26 protein-coding genes and 1 riboswitch are annotated in these 26,665 nt (G+C 70.6%); of the genes, 14 read left to right on the top strand and 12 right to left on the bottom strand.

Annotated features, from left to right (window positions below; translation table 11 throughout):
* Nucleotides 1–142: 142 nt before the first annotated feature.
* The 7 genes from ACFWV2_RS10860 (at nt 143) to ACFWV2_RS10830 (ending at nt 6,443) form a co-directional block, all read left to right on the top strand.
* Complete coding sequence (locus tag ACFWV2_RS10860; protein ID WP_384404702.1) at nt 143–1,402, top strand: Ig-like domain-containing protein; 1,260 nt, start codon at nt 143–145, stop codon at nt 1,400–1,402.
* Between the two features lie 82 nt (nt 1,403–1,484).
* Nucleotides 1,485–2,252: an enoyl-CoA hydratase/isomerase family protein gene (locus ACFWV2_RS10855; RefSeq protein WP_384404701.1), complete on the top strand. Its 768-nt coding sequence runs from the start codon at nt 1,485–1,487 to the stop codon at nt 2,250–2,252.
* Between the two features lie 71 nt (nt 2,253–2,323).
* A complete protein-coding gene (locus tag ACFWV2_RS10850; protein ID WP_384404700.1) occupies nt 2,324–2,827 on the top strand; it encodes an ATP-binding protein in 504 nt (167 codons plus the stop codon).
* 398 nt (nt 2,828–3,225) lie between these two features.
* A complete protein-coding gene (locus tag ACFWV2_RS10845; protein ID WP_384404699.1) occupies nt 3,226–3,990 on the top strand; it encodes a polysaccharide deacetylase family protein in 765 nt (254 codons plus the stop codon).
* Nucleotides 3,990–5,165 carry a YncE family protein gene (locus tag ACFWV2_RS10840; RefSeq protein WP_384404698.1) on the top strand — a complete coding sequence of 392 codons (1,176 nt, stop codon included), beginning with the start codon at nt 3,990–3,992 and terminating at the stop codon, nt 5,163–5,165. Before ACFWV2_RS10845 ends, ACFWV2_RS10840 begins: the two co-directional genes overlap by 1 nt.
* 85 nt (nt 5,166–5,250) lie before the next feature.
* On the top strand, nt 5,251–5,466 hold the full coding sequence (locus tag ACFWV2_RS10835; RefSeq protein ID WP_073808354.1) for an EF-hand domain-containing protein: 216 nt from the start codon (nt 5,251–5,253) through the stop codon (nt 5,464–5,466).
* A 68-nt stretch (nt 5,467–5,534) separates the two neighbouring features.
* Entirely contained in the window at nt 5,535–6,443 is a 909-nt protein-coding gene (locus tag ACFWV2_RS10830; RefSeq protein ID WP_384404697.1) for a CopD family protein, read from the top strand.
* Between the two features lie 159 nt (nt 6,444–6,602).
* Here the strand turns inward: ACFWV2_RS10830 and ACFWV2_RS10825 are convergent, their stop codons facing one another.
* From ACFWV2_RS10825 to ACFWV2_RS10790, 8 genes are all read right to left on the bottom strand, one after another.
* Nucleotides 6,603–6,917 (bottom strand): SCO5918 family protein, encoded by a 315-nt coding sequence (locus tag ACFWV2_RS10825; protein WP_384404696.1) that lies wholly within the window; start codon nt 6,915–6,917, stop codon nt 6,603–6,605.
* A gap of 48 nt (nt 6,918–6,965) precedes the next feature.
* A complete protein-coding gene (locus tag ACFWV2_RS10820; protein ID WP_384404695.1) occupies nt 6,966–7,373 on the bottom strand; it encodes a CBS domain-containing protein in 408 nt (135 codons plus the stop codon).
* A gap of 81 nt (nt 7,374–7,454) precedes the next feature.
* Nucleotides 7,455–8,966, bottom strand: a complete 1,512-nt coding sequence (locus tag ACFWV2_RS10815; RefSeq protein WP_384404694.1) for a DEAD/DEAH box helicase — start codon at nt 8,964–8,966, stop codon at nt 7,455–7,457.
* 191 nt (nt 8,967–9,157) lie between these two features.
* On the bottom strand, nt 9,158–9,361 hold the full coding sequence (locus tag ACFWV2_RS10810; RefSeq protein ID WP_384404693.1) for a cold-shock protein: 204 nt from the start codon (nt 9,359–9,361) through the stop codon (nt 9,158–9,160).
* Between the two features lie 311 nt (nt 9,362–9,672).
* A complete protein-coding gene (locus ACFWV2_RS10805) occupies nt 9,673–10,197 on the bottom strand; it encodes a GNAT family N-acetyltransferase (protein ID WP_384404692.1) in 525 nt (174 codons plus the stop codon).
* Nucleotides 10,198–10,235: 38 nt separating this feature from the next.
* Nucleotides 10,236–11,252: an aspartyl/asparaginyl beta-hydroxylase domain-containing protein gene (locus ACFWV2_RS10800; RefSeq protein ID WP_384404691.1), complete on the bottom strand. Its 1,017-nt coding sequence runs from the start codon at nt 11,250–11,252 to the stop codon at nt 10,236–10,238.
* Nucleotides 11,253–11,257: 5 nt separating this feature from the next.
* A complete protein-coding gene (locus tag ACFWV2_RS10795; RefSeq protein ID WP_384404690.1) occupies nt 11,258–12,547 on the bottom strand; it encodes an MFS transporter in 1,290 nt (429 codons plus the stop codon).
* Entirely contained in the window at nt 12,544–13,920 is a 1,377-nt protein-coding gene (locus ACFWV2_RS10790; RefSeq protein WP_384404689.1) for a cytochrome P450, read from the bottom strand. The genes ACFWV2_RS10795 and ACFWV2_RS10790 overlap by 4 nt, the downstream gene beginning before the upstream one ends.
* A 372-nt stretch (nt 13,921–14,292) precedes the next feature.
* Here ACFWV2_RS10790 and ACFWV2_RS10785 point away from each other — a divergent pair, with 372 nt between their 5' ends.
* Nucleotides 14,293–15,360 (top strand): LuxR family transcriptional regulator, encoded by a 1,068-nt coding sequence (locus tag ACFWV2_RS10785; RefSeq protein ID WP_384404688.1) that lies wholly within the window; start codon nt 14,293–14,295, stop codon nt 15,358–15,360.
* A gap of 76 nt (nt 15,361–15,436) precedes the next feature.
* Here ACFWV2_RS10785 and ACFWV2_RS10780 read toward each other — a convergent pair whose 3' ends face one another.
* From ACFWV2_RS10780 to gcvT, 4 genes are all read right to left on the bottom strand, one after another.
* Nucleotides 15,437–16,822 carry an L-serine ammonia-lyase gene (locus ACFWV2_RS10780; protein WP_384404687.1) on the bottom strand — a complete coding sequence of 462 codons (1,386 nt, stop codon included), beginning with the start codon at nt 16,820–16,822 and terminating at the stop codon, nt 15,437–15,439.
* Nucleotides 16,823–16,983: 161 nt separating this feature from the next.
* A complete protein-coding gene (gene glyA / locus ACFWV2_RS10775; RefSeq protein WP_360786370.1) occupies nt 16,984–18,243 on the bottom strand; it encodes a serine hydroxymethyltransferase in 1,260 nt (419 codons plus the stop codon).
* A gap of 32 nt (nt 18,244–18,275) precedes the next feature.
* Nucleotides 18,276–18,656 (bottom strand): glycine cleavage system protein GcvH, encoded by a 381-nt coding sequence (gene gcvH / locus ACFWV2_RS10770; protein WP_360786372.1) that lies wholly within the window; start codon nt 18,654–18,656, stop codon nt 18,276–18,278.
* A gap of 100 nt (nt 18,657–18,756) precedes the next feature.
* A complete protein-coding gene (gcvT, locus tag ACFWV2_RS10765; RefSeq protein ID WP_384404686.1) occupies nt 18,757–19,881 on the bottom strand; it encodes a glycine cleavage system aminomethyltransferase GcvT in 1,125 nt (374 codons plus the stop codon).
* A gap of 171 nt (nt 19,882–20,052) precedes the next feature.
* Nucleotides 20,053–20,152, bottom strand: a riboswitch (glycine riboswitch).
* A 151-nt stretch (nt 20,153–20,303) separates the two neighbouring features.
* Between gcvT and ACFWV2_RS10760 the strand changes: the two genes are divergently transcribed.
* From ACFWV2_RS10760 to ACFWV2_RS10735, 6 genes are all read left to right on the top strand, one after another.
* On the top strand, nt 20,304–20,966 hold the full coding sequence (locus ACFWV2_RS10760; protein WP_384404685.1) for an AAA family ATPase: 663 nt from the start codon (nt 20,304–20,306) through the stop codon (nt 20,964–20,966).
* A gap of 125 nt (nt 20,967–21,091) precedes the next feature.
* Nucleotides 21,092–21,832, top strand: a complete 741-nt coding sequence (locus ACFWV2_RS10755) for an enhanced serine sensitivity protein SseB (protein WP_384404684.1) — start codon at nt 21,092–21,094, stop codon at nt 21,830–21,832.
* 74 nt (nt 21,833–21,906) lie between these two features.
* Nucleotides 21,907–22,689: an enhanced serine sensitivity protein SseB C-terminal domain-containing protein gene (locus ACFWV2_RS10750; protein ID WP_384404683.1), complete on the top strand. Its 783-nt coding sequence runs from the start codon at nt 21,907–21,909 to the stop codon at nt 22,687–22,689.
* Between the two features lie 260 nt (nt 22,690–22,949).
* Nucleotides 22,950–24,617: an ABC transporter substrate-binding protein gene (locus tag ACFWV2_RS10745; protein WP_384404682.1), complete on the top strand. Its 1,668-nt coding sequence runs from the start codon at nt 22,950–22,952 to the stop codon at nt 24,615–24,617.
* Between the two features lie 87 nt (nt 24,618–24,704).
* Nucleotides 24,705–25,709, top strand: coding sequence for an ABC transporter permease (locus ACFWV2_RS10740; RefSeq protein WP_384404681.1), 1,005 nt, complete (start codon nt 24,705–24,707; stop codon nt 25,707–25,709).
* A 1-nt stretch (nt 25,710) separates the two neighbouring features.
* A complete protein-coding gene (locus tag ACFWV2_RS10735; RefSeq protein ID WP_384404680.1) occupies nt 25,711–26,664 on the top strand; it encodes an ABC transporter permease in 954 nt (317 codons plus the stop codon).
* Nucleotide 26,665: the final 1 nt, after the last annotated feature.

Genomic DNA, 26,665 nt, shown 5'->3' with positions numbered 1-26,665 from the left:
CAGGTCGATCGGGACTGAACGGTGACATTCACGAGGATCTTTCGTGTCCTGCGGTGTGATTATCTAGCGCCGTGTGCGCGAGTGAATGCGCACGGGGGTGGGGCCGTGGCGGTGCCAGGCCGTGCGAGGGGAGACGACCACAGTGAACGCGCAGCCGATATCGGGGACATCGGTAGGGACGAAGCGGCGCAGCCGAGGACGCGGGGGCGTCCGGCTGCAGGCTCTGGCGGCGGGAGCGATGCTCCTGGTGCTCACCGCCTGCGGCGGCGGTGAGACGTCCGGCGGTACGGGGGGACAGGGGCCGGCGGCCCAGAGGGGCGGCACCCAGGGGAACGCGGCCTCGCAGGCGGTCGTGACGATCCTGCCGAAGGACGGCGCCGAGTCGGTCGCCACCAGCGGGGCCCTCAAGGTCACCGCGGCGCAGGGCAAGCTGACCACGGTCACGGTCGCCGACTCCAAGGGCACCGCGGTCGAGGGCAAGGTCTCGGCGGACGGCAGCAGCTGGACGCCCACCGCCCACCTGGCGGGAGGGACCCAGTACAAGGTCCACGCGATCGCGAAGGACGCCGAGGGCCGTGAGTCGGCGAAGGACACCACCTTCACCACCCTGGTCCCGAAGAACACCTTCATCGGCCACTACACGCCGGAGCACGGTTCGACGGTCGGCGTCGGCATGCCGGTGTCCATCAACTTCACCCGGGGCATCACCGACCCCGAGGCCGTCGAGAAGGCCATCAAGGTGACGGCCGTGCCGGCCGTGCGGATCGAGGGCCACTGGTTCGGCAACGACCGTCTCGACTTCCGCCCGGAGAACTACTGGGCCGCGGGCACCAAGGTGACCGTCGAGCTCAACCTGGACGGCGTCGAGGGCCGCCCGGGTGTCTACGGCAAGCAGAAGAAGACGGTGTCCTTCACCATCGGCCGCCGTCAGGTCTCCACCGTCGACGCCAGCGCCAAGACGATGAAGATCGAGCGCGACGGCAAGATCATCAAGACGATCCCGATCACCGCGGGCGCCCCGTCGACGACGACGTACAACGGTCAGATGGTCATCAGCGAGAAGTACAAGGTGACCCGCATGAACGGGGCCACGGTCGGCTTCGGCGGCGAGTACGACATCAAGGACGTGCCGCACGCGATGCGCCTGTCCACCTCGGGCACCTTCGTGCACGGCAACTACTGGGCCTCGGCGGGTACCTTCGGGTCCGCCAACGTCAGCCACGGCTGCGTCGGCCTCCAGGACGCCCGGGGCGCGGGCGACAGCTCCATGCCGGCGGCCTGGTTCTACGACCGTTCGATCATCGGTGACGTGGTCGTCGTGAAGAACTCGAAGGACAAGCAGATCAAGCCGGACAACGGCCTCAACGGCTGGAACATGGACTGGTCGGAGTGGATCGCGTAGCCGTACACGACCGACGGGGGGCCCGGTGCTGTGAGCAACAGCACCGGGCCCCCCGTCGTTGACGGACACTAACCTTCCCTCCATGACTGTGAACCTCGAAGTCGCCGAAGGCGTCGGCACGATCCGTCTCGACCGCCCCCCGATGAACGCCCTGGACGTCGCCACCCAGGACCGGCTGCGCGAGCTGGCCCAGGAGGCCACCGACCGCGACGACGTGCGGGCCGTGGTCCTCTACGGCGGCGAGAAGGTGTTCGCGGCCGGCGCGGACATCAAGGAGATGCAGGTCATGGACCACGTGGCCATGGTCAAGCGCTCCCGTGCGCTCCAGGACTCCTTCACCGCCGTGGCCCGCATCCCCAAGCCCGTCGTCGCCGCGATCACCGGGTACGCCCTCGGCGGCGGCTGCGAACTGGCCCTCTGCGCCGACTACCGGATCGCCGCCGACAACGCGAAGCTGGGCCAGCCGGAGATCCTCCTCGGCCTGATCCCCGGCGCGGGCGGCACCCAGCGCCTGTCCCGCCTGGTCGGCCCCTCGAAGGCGAAGGACCTCGTCTTCACCGGCCGGATGGTGAAGGCCGACGAGGCCCTGGCGCTGGGTCTGGTCGACCGGGTCGTCCCGGCCGCCGAGGTGTACGAGCAGGCGCACGCATGGGCGGCGAAGCTCGCACAGGGGCCGGCGGTCGCGCTGCGGGCCGCGAAGGAGGCGATCGACCAGGGTCTCGAGGCCGACATCGACACCGGTCTCGCCATCGAGCGCACCTGGTTCGCCGGTCTGTTCGCGACCGAGGACCGCGAGACGGGCATGCGCAGCTTCGTGGAGGAGGGCCCGGGGAAGGCGAAGTTCGCCTGACGGGTCGTTCCGGGGGTCGATTCCGTCGGAACGGCCCCCGCGGACGCCTCCGTGCGGCCATGATGGGGGGCATGGCGGGCCTGGAGGGTAGGGAGCAGCCGTGGCAGCGCGCGAGCGCCGCGGCAGCGCGGTGGTCACCGGCCGCGGACGAGGAACAGGCCGTCGAAGCCATGGAGTTGTACGGCAATCCGGCGGACGACGACGTCCGGCTGCCGTCCCGCCCCGAGTCCGCGTGGGTGGCCCGCAGGCTCACCGAGCACGTCGTGCTCCGGCAGTGGGGGCTCGGGCCGCTGATCGCCGAGCACGCCGTGCTGCTCGTCTCGGAACTCGTCGGGAACGCGGTCCGGCACACCGGTGCCCGGGTCTTCGCGCTGCGGTTACAGCGGCGGCGCGGCTGGATCCGCGTCGAGGTGAGGGACCCCTCGCGCGGACTGCCCTGTCTGATGCCGGTGCACGAGCTCGACACGAGCGGCCGGGGGCTCTTCCTCGTGGACAAGCTGTCGGACCGCTGGGGCGTGGACCTGGCGCCGCGCGGCAAGACGACCTGGTTCGAGATGCGGGTCTCCGACCGCTGAACGCCCGGTCCTCTCCGGCGCTCCCGGACGCACGGAAGCCCCCGTGCGCCGTGGTGGGGTGCGTGGGGGCTTCCGTGTGATGCGCCGTGGACGGGGGGGTGTATCCACGGCCGCTCTGTCGACCTGGCCCGGGTCAATGGGGGTCGTGGCTCCGACTATGGCAGACGGGTGGCCGTGTCGCCAAAAGTTCTTACTGGGGCGATGCAGGGCAAACCCTGACAGTTGCATGATGAATCGTTGGTGACATGCAGCACCCGCCTTGTAAACAGTGAATGGCTATGCGGTTCATCGATTGTTTCCCGTGATCGTCCGCATGCTGGACCCTCCGTCGGGGCGTGCAAACGTCCTGAATTGGCCCAATCGCCGTCAATCGCGCTGTACCGCCTTTAAATGGTCGCGTGAAGTCGACCGACCGCCGCGACGCCCTCCGAGCGGGTGCGGCCGCCGCCCTCGCGGGAGCCCTCGCCACCGCCTGCGGCACGGAGCCACGCCCCGCCGCCCCCGCCCCACGGCGCCCCGCGCCCGCACCCCAGGCGGCCCCCGCCCCACGGCGCCTCCCCGGACAGCCCGCCGAGATCGCCCACGGTCCCCGCGACCGCCCCCGCGTCGCCCTCACCTTCCACGGCCAGGGCGACCCCGCCCTCGCCCGGACCCTCCTCACCCAGGCCGAGAAGGCCGGCGCCCGCGTCACCGTCCTCGCCGTCGGCAGCTGGCTCGACGCCCACCCCGACATGGCCCGGCGGGTCCTCGACGGCGGACACGACCTCGGCAACCACACCCAGCACCACACCGACGTCAACGCCCTGACCGAAGCCGACGCCCACGCCGAGATCCAGGCCTGCGCCACCCGGCTGCGCCGTCTCACCGGCTCCATCGGCACCTGGTTCCGGCCCTCCCGCACCCGGCACGCCACCCCCGCCGTCCTGCGCGCCGCCCACCGCGCCGGCTACCCGCACGTCCTCTCGTACGACGTCGACTCCCTCGACTTCACCACGCCCGACGCCACCGCCGTCGTCCGCAACGTCACCGGCACGGCCCGCGCGGGCTCCGTCGTCAGCCTGCACTTCGGCTACCCGGTCACCGCCGTCGCCCTGCCCCTCCTCCTCGCCGACCTCGACCGCCGCGGGCTGCGCGCGGTCACCACCACGGAGCTGCTGACCTGATGGCACACCGCACGAAGCGCACCAGGACCCTCGTCGCCGCCGCCCTCCTCACCGCCCTCGCCGGCTGCGGCGGCGGCGACCCGGGAGACGGAGCCGCCCCGGTGAAGAAGGCCGCCCCCGTCAAGAAGGCCCCCGTCGTGCCCGCCGGACTCCCCGGCATGCCGCCGCTGCTCGACCCGAACGACGTCTACGCCGCCGACCGGCCGAACCGGCTCTCCCCGGTCGTCAAGGACTTCCCCTCCCGGATCTACGTCCCCAACACCAACTCCAACACCGTCTCCGTCATCGACCCCGCCACCTACCAGGTCGTCGAGACCATCCCCGTCGGCATCCAGCCCCAGCACGTCGTGCCCTCCTGGGACATGAAGACCCTCTGGGTCAACAACAACCGGGGCCACACGCTCACCCCCATCGACCCCGCCACCGGCGCCGCCGGCAAACCCGTCGAGGTCCACGACCCGTACAACCTGTACTTCACGCCCAACGGTAGGTACGCCGTCGTGATGGCCTCCCTCGACCGCGAACTCGTCTTCCGCGACCCCCACACCATGGAGCGGAAGAAGACCGTCCCGGTCAGCTGCTACGGCGTCAACCACGCCGACTTCTCCGCCGACGGCCGGTACTTCGTCGTCTCCTGCGAGTTCTCCGGCGAGCTGCTCAAGGTCGACACCGAGAAGATGGAGGTGATCGGCCAGCAGAAACTGCCCCTCGAAGGCGCCATGCCGCAGGACGTGAAGATCTCCCCGGACGGGAAGACGTTCTACGTCGCCGACATGATGGCCCACGGCATGTGGGTCCTCGACGGCGAGAAGTTCACCACCCCCACCCTGCTGCCCACCGGCAAGGGCTGCCACGGCCTCTACATCAGCCGGGACTCGCGCGAGATGTACGTCCCCAACCGCGGCGAGGGCTCCGTCTCCGTCTTCGACTTCGCCAAGAACAAGCTCACCAAGAAGTGGTGGCTGCCGGACGGAGGCTCCCCCGACATGGGAGGCGTCTCCGCCGACGGCAAGGTCCTGTGGCTCTCCGGCCGCTACGACTCCGAGGTCTACGCGATCGACACCACCACCGGCAGGCAGCTCGCCCGCATCCCGGTCGGCAGCGGCCCCCACGGCCTCGCCGTCTACCCCCAGCCGGGCCGCTACTCCCTCGGCCACACGGGCATCTTCCGGTAGCCCGCCCCGAGACCCCGCGCGGCCGGACCGGCCGGGCCAGCTAATCTGACCCCCGTCAGATAGGCACCGAGAAGGGGCGGAAGCAGTGGCGGACATCGAGTCGGCACGTACGGCATTCAACCGGTACGACGTGGACGGGGACGGCTTCATCACCGCCGCGGAGTACAAGAGCGTCATGGCGCAGCTGGGCGACTTCAACGTCACCGAGACGGTCGCCGAGGTGCTCATCAAGCAGCGCGACGCCAACGGCGACGGCCGGCTGTCCTGGGACGAGTTCTGGGCCCACCTCAGCAAGGCCTGATCCGCCGGGTCGGACGGGCGGAGCGACCCTGAGTTGCCGCCCGTCCGGGGCTCGGTGACGATCGTCCGGTGACGCTTCCCGGACCCTTCGGTACCCCGAGCCGTCTGACAGCGGCGGTCCTCGCCGTCGTGGCCGTCCTGGTCGTCGCCCTGCTGGGCGCCGGTCTCGCGCAGACGGGCACCGGCGAGCTCCGCATACCCGCCGACGGCACCACCACGCTGCTACGGCTCCTCGTCCTCACCGGTCTGGCCGTACACGCCGGTGAACTCGCCGGGAACCGGCTCGCCCGCGCGGGGCCGCGGCCCCGCGCCTGGTCCGCCCCCGCCGCCCTCCTCGCCGCGGCCGCCTCGGCCGGGCTCCTGCTCCTCTTCGCCGCCGTCAGCGGACTCGGCCCGGCCGTCGCGTACGGGCTCCGCGAAGGCCGCCTCCTGCTCGTCACGGCCAACGCCTTCGTCCTGGCCGCCCTCTGCGCCGCCTCCCGGCGCCCCGCACTCGCCGTAGTTCCGCTCGCCCTCGCCGTCGTAGCCGAGGCGATGCGCGCCCATCCGGAGACGTACCAGCCCCTCGTGGGGGCCTCCCTCACCGTCGTCCACCTGACCGCCGCCTCCCTGTGGGCCGGCACGCTCCTGTACGTGCTCCGCACCATGCGGCTGCGGGGCGGCGGGCGCGATGTCCTCGTCAGGTACGCCCGGATGGCCGCCTGGGTGTACGCCGCCCTCGCGGTCACCGGCACCCTCTCGACCCTGCGCAGACTCCCGCTCGACGCCGTCCTGAGCACCGCCTACGGCCGGATCCTCCTGGTGAAGCTGGTGCTGTTCGGCGGCGCCAGCCTGCTCGCGCTCGCCGCCCGCGGGCGGATGCTGTCCGGCGGGAACGCCCAGGCACCCGCGCGCGTGGAGGTCTCCGTCCTCGCGGCGATCGTCGTCGTCTCGGCGCTGCTCACCGTGGTGCCCGATCCCCACGGCATCGTCCCCTGAGCGTCGACCGGAGAAGGCCGGCCGGTCCGGCGGCGGACCGCCGCGCGTGTGACCCGACCCGGGTCCGCCCGCCCCTGGGCACGCCTCCGGGGGGCCGCCGCTCGGGCGAGCCCCCCGGAACCGTCCTGCGGACCCGTCGTACGGGCCCGCCCTGCAAGATCAGACCGCCGGCGCCACGCCGAGCATCGCGGAGGCGTGCTGGAGCGGGTTCAGGGCGGCGCGGGCGGGCGCGGCGGCCTGCGGGAGGTTGCGGCACGTGAAGCCGAGCTTGGTCATGGCCCGCAGGACCTCACCGGAGCTGAAGTCGCGGCGGTCCTGACGGGTGATGACCTGGCCCACCTGCATGAGGGGGTACGTACGGCGGCCGATGATCACGGACTCGCCGACGACCGTCTCGGGCTTCACGCCCTGCATGGACTGCAGGACACCGCTCTTGGTGAGGTCGAACGGGAAGCGGGCGATGACACAGCGCATGATGCCTCACAGGAGAGAAGGGAGAGGGTTCTGCCGCCGTGAGGCGGTTCAGCGCGCGAGGACGAGGACGCCCAGTGCGCTGCCCTGCTCGTCGAGGACGGGCAGGGCGGGGAGCCGGCGGTAGCGCATGAGGTGCTGGGCCTCGGCCATCGCGGTCGCGGGTGAGGCGAACGGCCCGCGGTCGCCGAGGATGTCGCGCAGCCGGACCCGGTCGGTGTAGGCGGAGCCGTCACGGACGGCGGTCAGCCGGGCCGACGTGACGAGGCCCGTGAACAGGCCGTCGTCGTCGCAGACGAGGAGGTGCCCGGTGCGGGCACCGGCCATGACGGACAGGGCCACCTCGACGGTCATGCTGTCGCCGACCCGCGGCCCGGCCGTGTCCATGGCGTCGGCCACGGTCCTCTGCGTGGGGGCGGCGGTGAGCGCCGAGGGGGGCTGCGTCGTGACCGGCGTCAAATGATGCCTCCTGCGGAGATGGGTCGGCTTCCTCTGGTCACGGCGCGGTGGGGGCCGCCGTGACCCTGCTCACGGGGTGGTTCAGGCCGCCCTGTCGACGGCGGAGTGCCGCGCGTTCGCGCGCCGCGCGGCCGAGGCGGGACCGCGCCGGCCACGGGAGGACGCGCCGCGCGGACCACGCCGCTCCGCGGGCGGCGCGGTGATCGTCACGGGAATGCCGGAGGGGGTGCGGGCACCGGTGATCCGGTTGAGCTCCTCCTCGCCGGAGCGGACCTGCGTGGTCCGGGGCACGATGCCCGCGGCCGTCATGAGGCGCGTCATGTCACGGCGCTGCTGGGGGGTCACCAGGGTCACGACGCTGCCGGACTCGCCGGCCCGCGCGGTACGGCCGCCGCGGTGGAGGTAGTCCTTGTGGTCGGTCGGCGGGTCGACGTTGACGACGAGGTCGAGGTTGTCGACGTGGATGCCACGCGCCGCGACGTTCGTCGCCACCAGCACGGTGACGTGACCGGTCTTGAACCGGGCGAGGGTGCGGGTGCGCTGCGGCTGCGACTTCCCGCCGTGCAGGGCCGCGGCCCGGACACCGCAGCCGAGGAGGTCCTCGGTGAGGCGGTCCACGGCGTGCTTGGTGTCCAGGAACATGATCACCCGGCCGTCGCGCGCCGCGATCTCCGTCGTCAGCCGGTGCTTGTCGGCGCCGTGCACGTGCAGGACGTGGTGCTCCATCGTGGTGACCGCGCCCTGGGAGGGGTCCACGGAGTGCACGACGGGGTCGCTGAGGTAGCGGCGGACCAGGAGGTCGACGTTGCGGTCCAGGGTCGCGGAGAACAGCATGCGCTGGCCCTCGGGGCGGACCTGGTCGAGGAGCGCGGTGACCTGCGGCATGAAGCCCATGTCGGCCATCTGGTCGGCTTCGTCCAGGACGGTGATCCCGACCTGGTCGAGCCGGCAGTCGCCGCGGTCGATGAGGTCCTTGAGACGGCCGGGCGTGGCGACGACGACTTCGGCGCCGCCGCGCAGCGCCCCCGCCTGCCTGCCGATCGGCATCCCGCCGACGACGGTGGCCAGGCGGAGCTTCACGGCGCGGGCGTACGGCGTGAGGGCGTCGGTGACCTGCTGGGCGAGTTCCCGGGTGGGGACCAGCACGAGGGCCAGCGGCTGACGCGGCTCGGCGAGCTTCCCGGCGGTGCGGGCGAGCAGGGCCAGACCGAAGGCGAGGGTCTTGCCGGAGCCGGTCCGGCCGCGGCCCAGGACGTCACGGCCCGCCAGGGAGTTCGGCAGCGTCGCGCCCTGGATCGGGAACGGCACGGCGACACCCTGCGCGGTGAGCGCGGCCAGCAGGGTCTTCGGCATGTCGAGGTCGGCGAACGACTCGACGGCGGGCAGCGCCGGGGTGATGGTCTTCGGCAGGGCGAACTCGCCCTGGACCGCGACGGGGCGCCGGCCGTAGCCGCCGGAGCGGCTCGGCGCGGACGAGCCGGAGCGACCGCCCCGGGCGGAACCGGCGGCGGAACCGGCGGCGGAGCCGTATGTGCGACCGCCGGTGCGGCGGGGGGTGCGGGAAGAGCGACTGCTGGTACGTACGGGGTTCACTCAGAACCTTCCTCGACACGGCACGTATCGAGGTATTCCCGCAGCAGAAGTACAGCGCGGGGAATCACAGGAACGAGCCGAATGAATGCGAAAAGAAACTCGCCTCGTCAATTCTTTGAGAGGCGGGAAATGCCTGCAGCTGGGGCCCGCACCCCGAGGGATGCGGGCCCCAGCTACACAATGCGTCAGTATCAGGCGGGGACGATGTTCTCGGCCGTCGGACCCTTCTGGCCCTGCGCGATCTCGAAGACGACCTTCTGGCCTTCGAGCAGTTCCATCACGTCCTGATCGGCGAAGTTCGAGAAGTGGGCGAACACGTCGGTGCCGCCGCCGTCCTCCTCGATGAAACCGAAACCCCTGGCTGCGTTGAACCACTTCACCGTGCCGGATGCCATGTCATATCTCCTCGGGAGAACTCGATGATGGCCCGACAGGAAGAATCGCCGGAGATACAGGAACGCTTCGACAGTAGCACGCCGCATCAGTCCGTGTGCGAGAGATAACCCCGCGCAGTTCTTTAGGGTAAGAAGCCTTCTCGCGCCGTACGGCAAATTCTCACCTCGCGGCCCTAGATACCGGCGTCGGGGCGGGAGACCGCTGGGCGCCGTCCCGATCCCGCCCAGACCCTGGGGGAGGGCGCCGCCCGTACGGTCAGCGACTGTGCGACGGGAGCAGCGCAGCCACTGCGGCGCCCCGGCGGGTGGGCTCAGGCGGGCGGACCGTCGTGAAGAATGCGCTGGTAGAGCCGGTGGTCTCGCCAGGCGCCGTCGACGTGCAGATACTCCGGCGCTGTTCCGTACTGCTGGAATCCGGCTTTCTCCAGGACGCGCTGCGAGGCCAGGTTGTCCGGCAGAGTGCCCGCCTCCACCCGGTGCAGGGCGAAGTCGCTCAGCGCGCTCCGGCAGGCGGCTTCGACGGCCGCCGTCGCCAGACCCCGGCCGGCCCACCCGCTGTCGATCCAGTAGCCGACGCCCGCGCTGCGGAGGGGCCCCAGCGTGATCTTGGACAGGGAGATGCCACCGACGATCCGTGCCTCGTCCACCATGACGAGCACCCATGGCATGCAGTGGCCGGCGTGCCGCTGCGCGAGCTGATGCACGAGCCGGGACCGCTGTCCGAGCTCGGTGAAGTACTCCTCCGGCCGGGCAGGCTCCCACGGTCGCAGGTAGGCGCGATTGCGTGCCAGCGCCACCGCGAGGGCAGCGGCGTCGTCGAGGACGGCCGGTCTCATCTCCACACCGCGCCCGAGCGGTCCGGGAGCCTTTGCCGTCATGGCATCGGGACGCCGTGGGGAACCGGTTTCGCCGGCCGCACGTACTCGTCGAGGGAGCGCCCGCAGCGGACTCGGAACCGCGCGACGGGCTCGGCGCGTGCGAGGTCCAGCACGATGGTCCGCTCCTCGGTCCAGCCCTGGAGCCGGAACTCGGCATTCCCGATGTGTACGAGGCCGAAGCGGGGTTCACCCGCGATGCAGAGCACGAGCCGCCCGTCCCGTACGTCGACGGATCCCGGCAGGCTGTCCTCCGGGTCGGCTCCGGAGTCGTCCGACCAGTCCGGGAAGTCGGCGGGAACTCCGACCTCGCAGCGCAGCGCCTGTTGCTCGAAGGGCTGCAGCGGGACCGGTTCGCGGGTCATGAGGACGTCGCTCCACGGGAGCTCGGCAAGGAAACCGGCCGGGAAGAGCGACATCAGGGCCGGAGTCGGGACGGTGTCCACCACGAGGTGGATCCGACGTTCGGCACCCCGGTTCCTGGCGATGTGGGGGCGGTCGAAATCCGCGTACCAGAGCTGTCCGGCCTCCCAGTGGTACGTCGTGCCGTCCACCACGAGCTCGGCGCCGCTCTGGGTCACCACGGGGATGTGCAGACGCAGGAATCCCCAGGGGAAGTTGGTGTGCCCGTCGCTGTGCTCGTGGGTCTCCGACCCCGGCCCGAGCGCCATGAGGCGGGCGCTGTGCAGCGGTGCGGGGAAGCCGGCCAGGACCTCGGCGAGGTAGGGGCAGCGGTCGAGTACGGGAGTGTCGAGGTGATCCTCGAGGCCGGCGCCACCGGGATCCGTGCGCAGAACGCTTCCCGCCGGCGAACGCAGGGGAATGATCTTCCAGTCGAAGGTGTCCTCCTCGCCCAGTCCGTTCTGATGCACCGGGCGGTTCGGTCGCCAGGTGAGATCGGCGAGGTCGTGGACCTCGGCCGCGAGCCGCGCCGGGTCGAAGGCGAGGCCGAGAGGGGCGGCAGGGGGGAGATGACGCCACGTGGCACCCGCCACGGTTCCCAGGGGAGCGGACACGGGATCTACCCTTCGGTCGATCGAGCTGAGGGACGGGCGGCCGGATTGTCGACCGCCTCGGTCGCCTCCGGATCCGCGCGGGGCGACTTGTGCGGGGTGACGCGCCAGGGGCGATGCCGGCCGATGAGCGCAGCCGTCAGCAGCGCCGCCGTCCCGGCGCTCGCGAACACCCACCGCAGGGGCATCCAGTCCGCCATCAACCCGCCTGCCGCCAGGCCGATCCCTTGGGCGGCGATCGAGCCCGCTCCGGTGAGCGTCATCGCCCGGCCTCTCAGCCGGTCGGCCACGCGCTCCACGTACAGCTGGTCGAGGGGGAGCGCGAAGGCCGTTCCGGCGCCGCTGACGAAAAGCAGGGCCAGTGCCACGGGCAGGGACGGACCGAAGGCGAAGAGGAGCAGGGGCGCCCCCGCCAGGACGATCAGGGCCGGGACCCGCCGGCACCGTTCCTCCGGCCCCAGGAACCGGGCGACGACCGCCTCGCCGATCACGGTGCCGACCGCCGGGCAGGCCAGGAGGAGCCCCACGCTTCCGGGCCCGCCTCCCCACTCGGCGGCGTAGGGCGCGGCGAGTCCTTCCGGCAGGACGATGAGGGCGGTCGGTACCCACTGGAGAAGCAGGAGACGACGCAGGACCGGGTCGTTGAGGATCGACCGGTTTCCCCGGACGGTCTCGCGGACCATGCCCGATCCGTGGTCCGCGGTGTCGGCGCCGGCAGGTCTCGGGCGGACGAACATCAGCACCGTCGTGAGGGAGAAGGCGAAGGTGGCGGCGTCGATGAACAGGGTCGTTCTCGGCGTCACGACGATCAGCAACGCTCCACCGAGACCGAAACCCGCTATCTGGCCGATCTGGACGGCTCCGGAGAACATGGATCTCGCGAGGGGGTATCCGCTCATGCCGATGATCTCGGGGAGCATCACCTGCCTTGCGGCCCGGAACAAGGGAGAAAGCGCTCCCGACGCGGTGACCAGGACGAGCAGTACCGGAATGGGCATTCCGGGTACGGTCATCGCCAGTACACAGGCCATTCGCCCCAGATCGCCGATCAGCATGAGCCGGCGGGCGGGCACCATATCGACAACCGCTGACGCCAGGGCGGCGGTGAGAAGCTGGGGTACGAAGCCGAGTGCGAAGGTGAGGGCGGCCATGAAAGCGGAATCGGTGCGATCGTAGACAAGGACCGACAGAGCCACCTTGGTCAGGACGTCACCGAGAATCGACACGGTATGCGCCGCGAAGAGTCCGCTGAACTCGCGATTGCGGAGGAGCTGCCCGTACGTGGTGGCCGTGCTCATTCCGTGCTACCGCTCACCGGGCACCGCGCTCCCGCCCCCGCGCGGTCGGTCGCCGGAGAGCCGGCCGGGGCGTTCCGGTCCGACCTCGTCGTGAGCCGTACCCTCAGCCCGCTGGGCGAGAGCCCGCGTGAAGGGTCGGGAACGACCGTGGCGGCCGGGGAACGCGCAAAGCGAAAGGCGCGTGCGAGGAGAGCGGTCGCGAGGGTCATCTCGATCAGGCTCCACGCCATTCCCATGCAGATCAGTGGTCCCGCCCCGAACGGCAGGTAGGCGAACTGCGGAGCGACGCCGCCCGAGCCGTCGGGCAGCCAGCGGTCCGGATCGAATGCCGACGGGTCGGGAAACCACCGGGCGTCCCGCTGCATCACGTAGGCGGGGACCATGACCTTGGTTCCGGGCTCCAGCCTGTAGCCGCCCAGCGAGGTCGCGTGCAGGGCGTGCCGGGCGAACATCCAGTTGGGCGGCCAGAGGCGGAGCGCTTCGCGTACCACCCGACTCGTGAGGTCCAGCCGCTCGTAGTGAGCGTGCGTGAGGGGGCCGGACGCCGGAAGGGCCGCCTCGGCCTCCGCCGCGACCCTGTCCTGCAGTTCGGGGTGCCGTGCCAGCTCGTGGACGGTCCATCCGAAGCCGGCTGCCGAGGTGTTCTCCGCGGCGAGCAGCGTGGCCGCGAGAGTCTGGCGGATGATCGCGTCCGGCAGCGCACCGTGCCGGGCGGTGGGCTGCATCAGCACGTCCAGGAGGTCCTCGGCGTCCCGCGGCCCCTCGCCCCGTCGAGCGCCGAGCACCTGGCCGATGACCCGCTCGAGCCGGCGGTTCGCCCGCACGACCCGGCGATGGCTCGGGAGCGGAAGGCTCAACGGCAGGGACACGGGCCTGCTGACGACCGGCGTCAGCGCGTCGAAGAGCTCCCGCCCGCGGCCGGCCACCCGGTGGGCGTCCCTACCGAGACTGAGCACGGCCCCGACCCGCGCGGTGAGGGAGCGCATACGGTCGACCACATCGATCTCGCCCTTTCCCCAGGAGGAGATCTCGCCATTCAGCTCCGCCGCGATCACGGGAATCCTGGTGTGCATGGAGGAAGGACGCAGGGACCGCATGCGGGCGGCCCGCGAGGACGCCCACTGCTGCCGGGTCTCCGCGTCGTCTTTCTGCCTGCGGTGGAGGAAGTCGACCTCGGCGCCGAAATCGGTGTGCGTCCGGGTGAGGACCTCCCCGGCGAGTACAGGGTCGGCCACGACGACGATGTGGCGGTCGAATGACCAGATCGCGCCATACCTGTCCGACATTCGCACCATGAATTCCAGACGATTCTGGTCGTATGCCGGACCGTTACCGGCGAAGCGCCCACCGAGCGGACCTGGCGGTCGATTCATCGACTCCCCCATGAGGTGTGGCATAAGGCCCCGGGCCGGGTCGAGATACAGCGCCTCGTCCCGGCCCGGGGTGGTACGCGGATCGCGCTCGGTGAGGTCAGTACTTGTAGAAGCCGGCCAGGGCCGTCATCTTCGTGCGGCGGGCGATCGCGTACGGGACGGTCTTGAGCATGGCCATCGTCAGTACCTCTTTCATGAAGGTGGGCTCCGCATCGCGGAGTTCTCGGCGTATTGCCGCGCCCCGGAGAAGGATCTTCCCGGAGCTCCTCGTGCGCTCTCAGACTGCCCCGGCCGCCGCATCCCCGTCCAGGGAGATCCGCCTGCACTAAGCTGCGTGCAGGATCTTCCCTGGGGGGAATGGTGGAACGTCCGTTGATCGATGAATTGGGCCGGTTGGGCAGGCGGGAAATCGACGTCTTCCGCTGGGCGGCGCAGAATGGGCATCTCGATGTCGAGAAGGCCGCGCGGGACCTCGGGTTGGACGGAGAAGCGGTACTGCGGGCGGCGGCCTCGCTCGGAGACCGGCACCTGCTCCGGCCGCTGCCGGGGGACACGGGCGACGGGCGCCTGATGCCCGTCGCACCGGAGAGCGCGGCAGCGGTCATGTTCACGACTGCCGAGGCGGACTTGCGCGCCCAGTTGGCGCGGATCGACGAACTCAAGGGGGACTTCGACGTCCTGGGGTCGATCTACGCAGAGGTCCGACGCGATCGGCGGAGACAGACACCGATCCAGGAAGTGCACGGCCGCACGGCCGCGACCGAACTGATCGATGACGCTCTGGCCCGCTCCCGGGTGGAGGTGCTGACCTGCGAACGCGGCAGGGAAGTGCCGTCAGAGCGCATGGAGCAGGCGAATGATCGCGACCTGTCCCTTCTCGGGCGTGGCGTCCGGATGCGGACCCTCTACCAGCACTCCGCCCGCCACGAGGCTGTCACCCAGGACTACGTGAACCATCTCGCCTCGTCGGGCGCCCAGGTCCGTACCCTGCCCGAACTGTTCGGCAGGCTGACGATTGTCGACCAGGAGGTGGCGTTCATCCCCCGGGCCGACGGGAGGGACGGCGTGGTCGTCGTCCAGGACCTCTCCACCGTCAGCTGTCTGTGCGCGGTCTTCGATCACTCGTGGGTGCAGGCCACCCCACTCAACCCCGGCCACTTCGGCACCCCCGTGATCACGACGGAGGCCAAGCAGACGATCGTGCGGCTGCTCACGGAGGGCATGAAGGACGAGGTGATCGCGAGGAGGCTCGGCATGTCCCTGCGCACGTGCAGGAAGCACATCGCGGAGGTCATGGAGAGTTTCCGGGCCGAGAGCCGCTTCCAGCTGGGATACCTGATCCGAGCGAGACTGGGAGACGCGAGGCGGGCCAAGACCGGAAGCATCGACGGGGTGGTCGCTGCCGCCCTCTCCGCCCGAGAGGGCGACGAAAGGCCCTGAGCGCCGACCGGCTCCGGTGACCCGGTCGGCCGGCGCCGCAGCCGTCGGGGCGGTCGTGCGGAATCGGGCCGGAACCTCAGCACTCGATGATGTTCACCGCGAGACCGCCGCGCGCGGTCTCCTTGTACTTCACGCTCATGTCCGCGCCGGTCTCCTTCATGGTCTTGATGACCTTGTCCAGGGAGACCATGTGGCTGCCGTCGCCGCGCATCGACATCTTCGCCGCCGTGACGGCCTTGACCGCCGCCATGCCGTTCCGTTCGATGCACGGGATCTGGACCAGGCCGCCGACCGGGTCGCAGGTCAGGCCCAGGTTGTGCTCCATGCCGATCTCGGCCGCGTTCTCCACCTGCTCCGGGGAGCCGCCGAGGACCTCGGCGAGCGCGCCCGCCGCCATCGAGCAGGCCGAGCCGACCTCGCCCTGGCAGCCGACCTCGGCGCCGGAGATCGAGGCGTTCTCCTTGAACAGCATGCCGATCGCGCCCGCCGCGAGCAGGAAGCGGACCACGCCGTCCTCCTTCTCCTCCGGGGAGGCGCTGCCGGCCGCGAAGTTCATGTAGTAGTGCAGGACCGCCGGGATGATGCCGGCCGCGCCGTTCGTCGGGGCGGTGACCACCCGGCCGCCCGCCGCGTTCTCCTCGTTCACGGCCATCGCGTAGAGGGTGATCCACTCCATGGAGTGCGCCGCCGGGTCGCCCTCGGAGCGCAGCTTGCGGGCGGAGTTCGCGGCGCGGCGGCGGACCTTGAGACCGCCGGGAAGGATGCCCTCGCGCGACATGCCGCGCGAGACGCAGGCCTGCATGACCCGCCAGATCTCCAGGAGGCCCGCGCGGATCTCGTCCTCGGTGCGCCAGGCCTTCTCGTTCTCCATCATCATCGCGGAGATCGAGAGGCCGGTCTCCTTCGCGAGACGCAGCAGCTCGTCACCGGTGCGGAAGGGGTACTTCAGGACGGTGTCGTCGGGGACGATCGGGTTCTCGCCCGCGACGGCGTCCTCGTCGACGACGAAGCCGCCGCCCACCGAGTAGTACGTCTTCTCCAGGACGGTGCCGCCGTCCGCGTCGTACGCGAAGATCGTCATCCCGTTGGCGTGGTACGGGAGCGCCTTGCGCCGGTGCAGGATCAGGTCGGCGTCGAAGTCGAAGGGGATCTCGTGCGCGCCGAGGAGGTTGATCCGGCCGCTCGTCCTGATCCGCTCGACCTCGGCGTCGGCGGTCTCCACGTCCACGGTGCGGGGCGAGCTGCCCTCCAGGCCGAGCAGGACGGCCTTCGGGGTGCCGTGGCCGTGACCGGTGGCGCCGAGCGAGCCGTACAGCTCGGCCCGTATCGAGGCGGTGTGGGTGAGCAGGCCCTCGTTCTTCAGCCGCCGGGCGAACATCCGGGCGGCGCGCATGGGGCCCACCGTGTGGGAGCTGGACGGGCCGATGCCGATCGAGAACAGGTCGAAGACCGAGATGGCCACGGAGAACTCCTTGTGGGGGGCTGACGCCGTTGTCTGCCGGGGTGGTGCAGAACCGTGCGGGGGAAGCGGGGGAAAGGGGGTGGGGCACCGCGCTCACTGTCCAGTGTGCGCGATGCCCCGGAACGTCGTACCGACGAAAGGTGGAACTAAAGCGTACGAAATTACTTCAGACCGGGGTACAGCGGGTGCTTGTCGGCGAGCGCCGTCACCCGGGCCTTCAGCGACTCGGCGTCGAAGCCGGGCTTCAGGGTCTCCGCGATGATGTCGGCGACCTCGGTGAAGTCCTCGGCGCCGAAGCCGCGGGTGGCGAGCGCCGGCGTGCCGATCCGCAGGCCGGAGGTGACCATCGGCGGGCGCGGATCGTTCGGGACGGCGTTCCGGTTGACCGTGATGCCTACCTCGTGGAGACGGTCCTCGGCCTGCTGGCCGTCCAGCTCGCTGTCGCGCAGGTCGACGAGGAGCAGGTGGACGTCCGTACCGCCGGACAGGACGGAGACGCCGTGTGCGGTGACGTCGTCCTGGACCAGGCGCTCGGCGATGATGCGGGCGCCGTCCAGGGTGCGCTGCTGGCGCTCCTTGAACTCCTCCGAGGCCGCGACCTTGAAGGAGACGGCCTTGGCCGCGATCACGTGCTCCAGCGGGCCGCCCTGGAAGCCGGGGAAGACCGAGGAGTTCAGCTTCTTCGCGAACTCCTTCTTCGCCAGGATGATGCCGCCGCGGGGGCCGCCGAGCGTCTTGTGCGTGGTGGAGGTCACCACGTCCGCGTACTCGACCGGGTTCGGGTGCAGACCGGCGGCGACCAGGCCCGCGAAGTGGGCCATGTCGACCCACAGCTTGGCCTCGACCTCGTCGGCGATCCGGCGGAACTCGGCGAAGTCCAGCTGGCGCGGGTAGGCGGACCAGCCCGCGATGATCACCTTCGGGCGGTTCTCCTTGGCGAGGCGCTCGACCTCGGCCATGTCGACCCGACCGGCCTCGTCCACGTGGTAGGCGACCACGTTGAACTGCTTGCCGGAGAAGTTCAGGCGCATGCCGTGGGTGAGGTGACCGCCGTGCGCCAGGTCCAGACCCAGGATCGTGTCGCCGGGCTGGGCGATCGCGAAGAGGGCGGCCTGGTTCGCGGAGGCGCCGGAGTGCGGCTGGACGTTGGCGTACTCGGCGCCGAACAGGTCCTTGACCCGGTCGATCGCGATCTGCTCGGCGACGTCGACGTGCTCGCAGCCACCGTAGTAACGGCGGCCCGGGTAGCCCTCGGCGTACTTGTTGGTGAGGACGGAGCCCTGCGCCTCCATGACGGCGACCGGAGCGAAGTTCTCCGAGGCGATCATCTCGAGGGTGGACTGCTGACGGCGGAGCTCGGCGTCGACGGCGGCGGCGACGTCCGGGTCCAGCTCGTGGAGGGGAGTGTTCAGAAGCGACATGAAGCGATCCCTAAGGGGTCTCGGGCCCGGTCTCAGTTCCCGGCGGAGAACTCGGCGTACGCGTCGGCGGAGAGCAGGTCGTCCGGCGTCTCCGTGACGCGCACCTTGAACAGCCAGCCACCCTCGAACGGAGCCGTGTTCACCAGGGACGGGTCGTCCACCACGTCCTGGTTGGCGGCGACGATCTCACCCGTCACGGGGGAGTACAGGTCGCTCACGGACTTCGTCGACTCCAGCTCGCCGCAGGTCTCACCCGCGGTGACGGTGTCGCCGACGGCGGGGAGCTGGGCGTAGACGACGTCACCGAGCGCGTTGGCGGCGAACTCGGTGATGCCGACGGTCGCGACGCCGTCCTCGGCGTCCGACAGCCACTCGTGCTCCTTGGTGTACCGCAGCTGCTGGGGGTTGCTCATGGCCTGATTCTCCTGGATCGGGGGAGTACTGATGAACGTGGGTCTTGCGGGATGAGACGCGACGTGAGACGGATGCGTCACGTCCGGCTCGTGCGGAGCGTCACTTCCGGCGCTTGTAGAAGGGCAGCGCCACGACCTCGTACGGCTCGTGGGTGCCGCGGATGTCCACACCTACACCCTGGGTGCCGGGCTCGGCGTGCGCCGCGTCCACGTACGCCATCGCGATCGGCTTCCCGAGGGTCGGGGACGGGGCACCGGAGGTGACCTCGCCGATCACCTCACCGTCCTTGACGACGGAGAAACCCGCGCGCGGGACGCGGCGGCCCTCGGCGACCAGGCCGACGAGCCTGCGCGGCGGCGCGGTCTCGGCGCGCTCGGCGGCCTTCTCCAGCGCCTCACGGCCGACGAAACGACCGTCGTTGGTCGTCTTCTCGAACTTCACGACCCGGCCGAGGCCCGCGTCGAAGGGGGTGAGGGCCCGGGTCAGCTCGTGGCCGTACAGCGGCATGCCCGCCTCCAGGCGGAGCGTGTCGCGGCAGGACAGGCCGCAGGGGATCAGGCCGACGCCCTCGCCCGCGTCGGTCAGCGCCTTCCAGACGGTCTCGGCGTGCTCGGGCTTCAGGAACAGCTCGAAGCCGTCCTCGCCGGTGTACCCGGTACGGGCGATCAGGGCGGGCACGCCCGCGACCGTGCCGGGCAGGCCCGCGTAGTACTTCAGACCGTCCAGGTCGGCGTCGGTGACCGACTTCAGGATGCCGGGGGACTCCGGGCCCTGGACGGCGATCAGGGCGTACGCGTCACGGTCGTCGCGCACCTCGGCGTCGAAGCCCTCCGCGCGCTCGGTCAGCGCGTCCAGGACGACCTGGGCGTTGGAGGCGTTGGCGACGACCATGTACGTGGTCTCGCCGAGCCGGTACACGATCAGGTCGTCGAGGATGCCGCCGTCCTCCTGGCAGATCATCGTATAGCGGGCGCGGCCGTTGCCCACCGTGGAGATGTTGCCGACGAGGGCGTGGTCGAGGAGCGCGACGGCCTCCGGGCCGGTGACGGTGATCTCGCCCATGTGGGAGAGGTCGAAGAGACCCGCCCTCGTGCGGACGGCGAGGTGCTCGTCGCGCTCGCTGCCGTACCGGAGCGGCATGTCCCAGCCGGCGAAGTCGGTCATGGTCGCGCCCAGGGAACGATGCAGGGCATCGAGGGCGGTCAGGCGGGGGGCAGTGCTCATGGGGTGGCTCCCGGGTCCCAAGGGCGTGATCGGTGACGAACACATGACGGCGAGGACGTCCTCCCCATCTGTCATGGAACCTGAGAGGTTCACCGAGGGCATCTCGTCTCCGAGAGTTCGGCTTGCACCTTGGGTGGGGACACAGCAGGGTGTCCCGCTTTTCAGATCTGCCTCATCCGCGCGGTACGGGGCCTGAGAGATTCAAGGGAGGGTCTTGCTCCTTCGGCGTCCGGACACGCTGGGCGGTCCGGAACTCTCCCGCGCGGATTCGAGCGGCCGGTATGCGATTGTGTGGCGACTGTGCGCGCCTGGCGGGCACATCATTGCACGCGAGCTTCGCGGGGCATATCGCTTGTGTCCCATTACCACTTCTTTACACTTTGTGGGCAAGGGTCTCCCGAGGCCCGGCAGGGGGAGAAGCGATGAGGATCCAGCACAGCGGCGCGTGCGCGCCGAGCACGGGCATACCGTCCCAGCGGGCCCGCGCCAGGACCCGGGGCCGCGGCCGGATCCTGCGGGACCTCCGTCGGCTCGGCGGCCGGGGTCCGCACGCCCTCACCTTCGCGGCCGGTGACCTCGTCGTCGTCTCAGGACTGCCCGGCAGCGGCAAGTCGACCCTCATGAAGCGAGCCGCCGAGGGCACCGGCATCGACTCCCAGGACGTCCGCGAGCACTGGGAGGCCCGGATGCCCCGCCTCCTGCCGTACGCCGTCTACCGCCCCCTGGTCCGGCTCGCGCACTACGCGGCGCTCCACCGCGCCCTGCGCTCCGGCGCCGGGGTGATCGTGCACGACTGCGGCACCCAGTCCTGGGTGCGCGGCTGGCTCGCCCGCGAGGCCCGCCGCCGCGGCCGGGCCCTGCACCTGCTCCTCCTCGACGTCCCCCCGGGCATCGCGCGCGAGGGCCAGCGCGCCCGCGGCCGAGGTGTCTCCGCCTACGCCTTCGCCCGGCACCGGCGGGCCGTCGGCCGGCTCGTCGAGGCCGCCGAGTCCGGCCGCCTCCCGCACGGCTGCGCCTCCGCCACCCTGCTCGACCGGGACGCGGCGGACGCCCTGCGGAGGATCGGCTTCCGGGAGGCCGCCTGAGGGACGCGCGGGGCCCCCGGCACCCTCGTTTCCGTACCCTTTCCGCCACGGCCACGCCGAGGCGGCGTTAGGGTGCTGCCGGGGCGGCCGGTGCGGCAGGCCGTGCGAGAAGGGGAAACGGGACCGTGGACGTGACGTGGCCGGGCAACGAGCTCGAAGAGGTCCTTGCCGCCTCACTCGGCAACCCGGCGGCCGGCGGCCGCCTGGTCGAGGTGCTCGGGCGCAGCCCCATCTGGGTCCCCCTGCCCAACGGCGGCGGACCCGAGAGCCCCGACCTCGACCTCGCCACCATGGAGATCGACGGCGCGGCCTACGTCCCCGTCTTCAGCTCCGAGCAGCAGTTCCTCGCCTGCGTCGGCACCCACATGTCGTTCACCGTCGCGCCCGCCCGCGACTTCGCCCGCGGTCTGCCCCCGCAGCTCGGCATCGCCGTGAACCCCGGCGGCACCGTCGGCGTCCCGCTGCCCCCGCCCGCCGTCGCCGAGCTCTGCCGCGTCGGCCGCACCCCGCTCGACGGCCCCGCCACCGGCGGCCGTGTCCGGCTCTTCGAACCCGACTGGCAGGACGACCCCGTCGACTTCCTCGCCGCCGCCTCCGCCGAGTTCGAGGCCACCGGCGTCGTGACCAGCGCCCGCCGTGCCCTCGCCAGCGTCGAGGGCACCGAACCCGCCCTCTTCGTCGGCGTCCAGCTCGCCGCCTGGGACGGCGTCGACCGCCACGCGCCCCTGGACGCCCTCGGCCGCGCCCTGGGCCGGGTCGAGGTCGCCTGGCCGGTCAACCTCATCCTGCTCGACATGGCGCAGGACCCGGTCGGCGACTGGATGCTGGAGCGGGTGCGCCCCTTCTACCAGCGCACCGCCGGGTGACGGACGACCTGTTTAAGCTGAACTGAATCGTCGGCTGGACGAACGTGGTGAACGGAAGAGGGGTGGGACCCAGGGTGAGCGCGTCAGGCACCGCGGCGACCGGACAGGTCGAGCACATGCTGCGCCAGGTGGCACCCGGACGCTACGACGCGTACGAGCAGCTCCTGCACGCCCTCGCAGACGGCGAGCTCTGGATGCTGCTCTGGCACGGCTCTCCCGGCGCGTCCGACGCCCAGTACGGCAACATGGAGGTCGACGGCTTCGGCTACGCGCCCTGCGTCACCTCCGCGCAGGAACTCTCCGCCTCCGGCTGGACCCGCGCCCACGAGCTCGTCACCGGCCGGGAGATCGCCCGCGCCCTCTACCCCGACCGCTGGGGCGTCTGGCTCAATCCGCACGCCCCCGGCGGCGGCGTCGGCATCCCCTGGGCCGACCTGCGCCGGATCGCCACCGGCCTCGACCGGATGCCCGCCGGGCCGCTGCGGGTCAGCGAGCCCGCCCTGGAGATCCCGCAGTTCTACGCCCTGCTCACGCAGAACGCGCACCGCACCCCGGCCGTCCGGGCGCTGCGCCGCGGCTGGGTGCAGCCCGCGCTCGGCTCCCCGTACCTCGCCATCGGTCTCGACCTGTACGACACGTCCCCCGCGGCCGTCGACACGGTCCGCGCGATGATGCGCCAGTCGATCGGCGCCGTACCCGCCGGGCTGCCCGTCTCGACGGTCGCCCTGTCCGACGCGTACGACCCGGTGGCCCTGTGGCTGCGGGCGAACGGGCGCCCCTTCTACGACCGCGAGGCGCACGCGGGGCGCGGCCCGGCGCCCGCCCCCGGGTACGGCTACCCGCCGCAGCACCGCTGACCGGGGCGCCCCGGTCCCCGAACCGTCGATCGCTTCCCCCCCGCCGTCCGATCGATCAGACGACGGGGAGGTCCGCGCGAACTCGCCGAGATGACAACGCTGTTAAAACCGCCGGCGCACTTGTCCGGGATCTGACCGGTTTGGCGAGTGTCCGGGTCTCGACTAGGTATCACCGTTATCCGGACTGTTCTCCAGTTGGATGCCCGTCTGTAGTGTTCGGCCGGTCACAACCTCTCAGACGGTGAACCCGGGGTGGACCCATGCGCATAACCAAGTCCCGTACGGTCCGGGCGATCACGGTGGCGGCAGCCGTCACCCTGGTCGTCACGGGTTGCTCCAGCGAGCGAGGGGACGGTGACAAGGCCGGTGCGAAGGACACGTTCGTGTTCGCGGGTGCCGGTGACCCGGGTTCCCTGGACCCCGCTCTCGCCAGCGACGGCGAGACCTTCCGGGTGACCCGGCAGGCCTTCGAAGCGCTCCTGGAGCACGAGTCCGGCGGCAGCAAGCTCGTCGGCGGCCTCGCCGAGACCTGGTCGAGCAACCCGGCCGGCACGGTGTGGACCTTCAACCTGCGCCAGGGTGTCAAGTTCCACGACGGCGAGGCGTTCAACGCCGCCGCCGTCTGCGCGAACTACAACCACTGGTTCAACTGGAAGGGCACCTACCAGTCCAGCGCCGTCTCGTACTACTGGCAGTCCATCATGGGCGGCTTCGCGAAGAACGAGGACCCCGAGGCGCCGAAGGCGAACTACAAGTCCTGCACCGCGAAGGACGAGAAGACCGCCGTCATCGAGGTCAACGAGCCCTCCGCGCAGCTGCCGGGCGGTTTCTCCCTCCAGGCGCTGGCGATCCACTCGCCGAAGGCGCTCAAGGAGTACGCGAAGCAGGACGCGTCCGCCAAGGGCGACGCCATCACGTACCCCAAGTACAGCCAGGAGGCCGGCACGGTCGCCGGCACCGGCCCGTACAAGATCACCAAGTGGAACAAGGGCAACAAGGAAGTCTCCCTGGAGCGCTTCGACGGCTACTGGGGCGACAAGGCCAAGATCAAGAACCTGGTCTTCCGCACCATCGACACCGAGGAAGGCCGTCGTCAGGCCCTCCAGGCCGGTGACATCGACGGCTACGACCTGGTGTCGCCCGCGGACGTGAAGACGCTGGAGAAGGAGGGCTACGCGGTTCCGACCCGTGACGTCTTCAACCTCTTCTACGTCGGCATGAGCCAGGGCAAGAACGCCGCGCTGAAGAAGCCCCAGGTCCGGCAGGCCATCGCGCACGCCATCGACCGCGAGAACATCGTGAAGACCCAGCTGCCCGAGGGCGGCAAGGTGGCCACGCAGTTCATGCCCGCCACCGTCGCCGGCTTCTCGGACAAGGTGAAGACGTACGCGTTCGACACCGCCAAGTCCAAGGCGCTCCTCAAGAGCGCCGGCGAGCCCGCGCTCAAGGTCGAGTTCTGCTACCCGACCGAGGTCACCCGCCCGTACATGCCCGCCCCGCAGGACATGTTCGAGCTGATGAAGGCCGACCTGGAGAAGGCCGGCATCACCGTCACCCCGAAGCCGATGAAGTGGGCCCCGGACTACCTGGACGCCACCGAGGCCGGCTCGTGCGACCTGCACATGCTCGGCTGGACCGGTGACTTCAACGACGGCTTCAACTTCATCGGCACCTGGTTCTCCAAGCAGGAGAAGCAGTGGGGCTTCAACGACGCCAAGGTCTTCGCCGCCGTGAACGGCGCCTCCAAGATCGCCGACCCGGCCCAGCGCGTGGAGGCCTACAAGAAGGCCAACGAGGCGATCATGGAGTACCTGCCGGGTCTCCCGATCTCCTCCTCGCCGCCGGCCATCGCGTTCGCCAAGAACGTCAACCCGCCGAAGGTCTCCCCGCTGACGCAGGAGAACTTCGCCGAGGTCTCCTTCAAGTAACCGCACAGCACACCGGGTCCGCCCGGCCACTCACCGGGGGCCGGGCGGACCCGGTTCTCACGCACACGCAAGAAAGGGGCACGCGGGGTGCTGCGACTCGTCGTACGAAGACTGCTACAGCTCATACCCACCCTGCTCGGCCTGTCGGTTCTCCTCTTCCTGTGGCTGAACCGACTGCCCGGCGGACCCGCCTCAGCGATCCTGGGCGAGCGGGCGACCGAAGCCGAAGTGGCGCGCATCAACCGGACGCTGGGACTCGACCAGCCCGTCTGGGTGCAGTACGGCCGCTTCCTCAAGCGCATCTTCGAGCTTGACCTCGGCACCTCCACCCAGACCGGGCAGCCGGTGTGGGACGAGTTCGCGCTGCGGTTCCCGGCCACCGTGGAACTGAGCATCGCCGCCATCGTCATCGCCGTCGCCGTCGGCATCCCGCTCGGCTACCTGGCGGCCAAGCGCCGCGGCGGCTGGCTGGACGTCGCCTCCGTCTCCGGCTCGCTCGTCGGCATCTGCATTCCGGTCTTCTTCCTCGCCCTGATCCTCAAGGGCATCTTCGCCGTCAACCTCGGCCTCTTCCCGAGCTACGGACGACTCTCGACCGGCCTCGACGCGACCAGCGTCACCGGGCTCGCCATCCTCGACGGGCTGCTCACCGGGGAGTTCGACGCGTCCTGGGACGCGTTCATGCACCTGGTCCTGCCGGCGGTCACCCTCGCCTCGATCCCACTCGCCGTCATCGTCCGGATGACCCGCGCCAGCGTGCTCGAAGTGCTCGGCGAGGACTACATCCGCACCGCCGACTCCAAGGGCCTGCAGAAGAACACGATCCGTGTCCGCCACGTGCTGCGCAACGCGCTGCTTCCGGTGGTCACCGCGATCGGCCTGCTGACCGGCAGCCTGCTCTCCGGGGCGGTCCTGACCGAGTCCGTCTTCTCCTTCGGCGGCATCGGCTCCTTCATCCGCACCTCCATCGACGCCCGCGACTATCCGGTGCTCGTCGGCTTCATCATGTTCATCGCCGTGGTGTACGTCCTCATCAACCTGCTGGTCGACCTGGCGTACAGCCTCATTGACCCGAGAGTGCGGGTGCACTGACGTGAGCACCAAAACAGACAAGATCGACCGGCTGGCCCAGCTCACCCAGCTGAACGAGGCCACGGTCGGCGCCAGCCTGTGGCGCGAGGCGTTCCGACGGCTCAAGGCGAGCAAGATGGCCGTCATCGGCGCCGTCGTCATCGCCCTCTTCGTCGTGATGTCGGTCATCGGCCCCTGGATCGCCCCGTATTCACCCACCGCACAGGACTGGCGCGGTGAAGTCCTCTCCAACCAGGGTCAGTTCGTCGGGATGCGCGGGGAGAACTGGTTCGGCCTCGACCACCTCGGCCGCGACCTGTTCTCCCGGATGCTCGTCGGCGCCCGCCAGACCCTCCTCGTCGGCGTCGTCTCGATGCTCATCGGTCTCGTCCTCGGCGCGCTGATCGGCATGCTCTCCGGCGCCGCCGCCACGCTCGGCGGCAAGCCGGGCCAGCGGATGGACACCGTCGTCATGCGCTTCATCGACATCATGCTGTCGCTGCCGTCGCTGCTGCTCGCCGTCTCCGTCGCGGCGGTCATGGGCCAGTCCCTCACCACCGTGATGATCGCCGTCGGTGTCGTACAGATCCCGATCTTCGCCCGGCTGCTGCGCGGCTCGATGCTCGCCCAGGGCGGTGCGGACTACGTGCTCGCCGCGAAGGCGCTCGGCGTACGCAAGAAGCGGATCGTCGTCACCCAGATCCTGCCGAACTCGCTGAGCCCCGTCATCGTGCAGGCCACGCTCAGCCTCGCCACCGCGATCATCGAGGCCGCCGCCCTGTCCTACCTGGGCCTCGGCAACCCGGACCCGGCGATCCCGGAGTGGGGCGTCATGCTCTCCCAGGCGCAGCGGTTCTTCGACAACGAGCCGATGATGGCCGTCTACCCGGCGGTCGGGATCATCATCACCGCTCTTGGCTTCACCTTGCTCGGCGAGGCCATGCGCGAAGCTCTCGACCCGAAGCTGCGAGGCTGAA

It is taken from the genome of Streptomyces sp. NPDC058671 (assembly GCF_042716475.1).
Lineage (GTDB): Bacteria > Actinomycetota > Actinomycetes > Streptomycetales > Streptomycetaceae > Streptomyces.
The sequence above is the reverse complement of the archived record's forward strand: the minus strand, read 5'-3'. Positions and strand labels throughout refer to the sequence as shown.

Coding starts and splice junctions, on each gene's coding strand:
- ACFWV2_RS10855 (WP_384404701.1), top strand. CDS start 1,485: ATGACTGTGAACCTCGAAGTCGCCGAAGGCGTCGGCACGATCCGTCTC.
- ACFWV2_RS10850 (WP_384404700.1), top strand. CDS start 2,324: ATGGCGGGCCTGGAGGGTAGGGAGCAGCCGTGGCAGCGCGCGAGCGCC.
- ACFWV2_RS10840 (WP_384404698.1), top strand. CDS start 3,990: ATGGCACACCGCACGAAGCGCACCAGGACCCTCGTCGCCGCCGCCCTC.
- ACFWV2_RS10825 (WP_384404696.1), bottom strand. CDS start 6,917: ATGCGCTGTGTCATCGCCCGCTTCCCGTTCGACCTCACCAAGAGCGGT.
- ACFWV2_RS10810 (WP_384404693.1), bottom strand. CDS start 9,361: ATGGCATCCGGCACGGTGAAGTGGTTCAACGCAGCCAGGGGTTTCGGT.
- ACFWV2_RS10805 (WP_384404692.1), bottom strand. CDS start 10,197: ATGAGACCGGCCGTCCTCGACGACGCCGCTGCCCTCGCGGTGGCGCTG.
- ACFWV2_RS10795 (WP_384404690.1), bottom strand. CDS start 12,547: ATGAGCACGGCCACCACGTACGGGCAGCTCCTCCGCAATCGCGAGTTC.
- ACFWV2_RS10790 (WP_384404689.1), bottom strand. CDS start 13,920: ATGAATCGACCGCCAGGTCCGCTCGGTGGGCGCTTCGCCGGTAACGGT.
- glyA (WP_360786370.1), bottom strand. CDS start 18,243: ATGTCGCTTCTGAACACTCCCCTCCACGAGCTGGACCCGGACGTCGCC.
- gcvH (WP_360786372.1), bottom strand. CDS start 18,656: ATGAGCAACCCCCAGCAGCTGCGGTACACCAAGGAGCACGAGTGGCTG.
- gcvT (WP_384404686.1), bottom strand. CDS start 19,881: ATGAGCACTGCCCCCCGCCTGACCGCCCTCGATGCCCTGCATCGTTCC.
- ACFWV2_RS10760 (WP_384404685.1), top strand. CDS start 20,304: ATGAGGATCCAGCACAGCGGCGCGTGCGCGCCGAGCACGGGCATACCG.
- ACFWV2_RS10745 (WP_384404682.1), top strand. CDS start 22,950: ATGCGCATAACCAAGTCCCGTACGGTCCGGGCGATCACGGTGGCGGCA.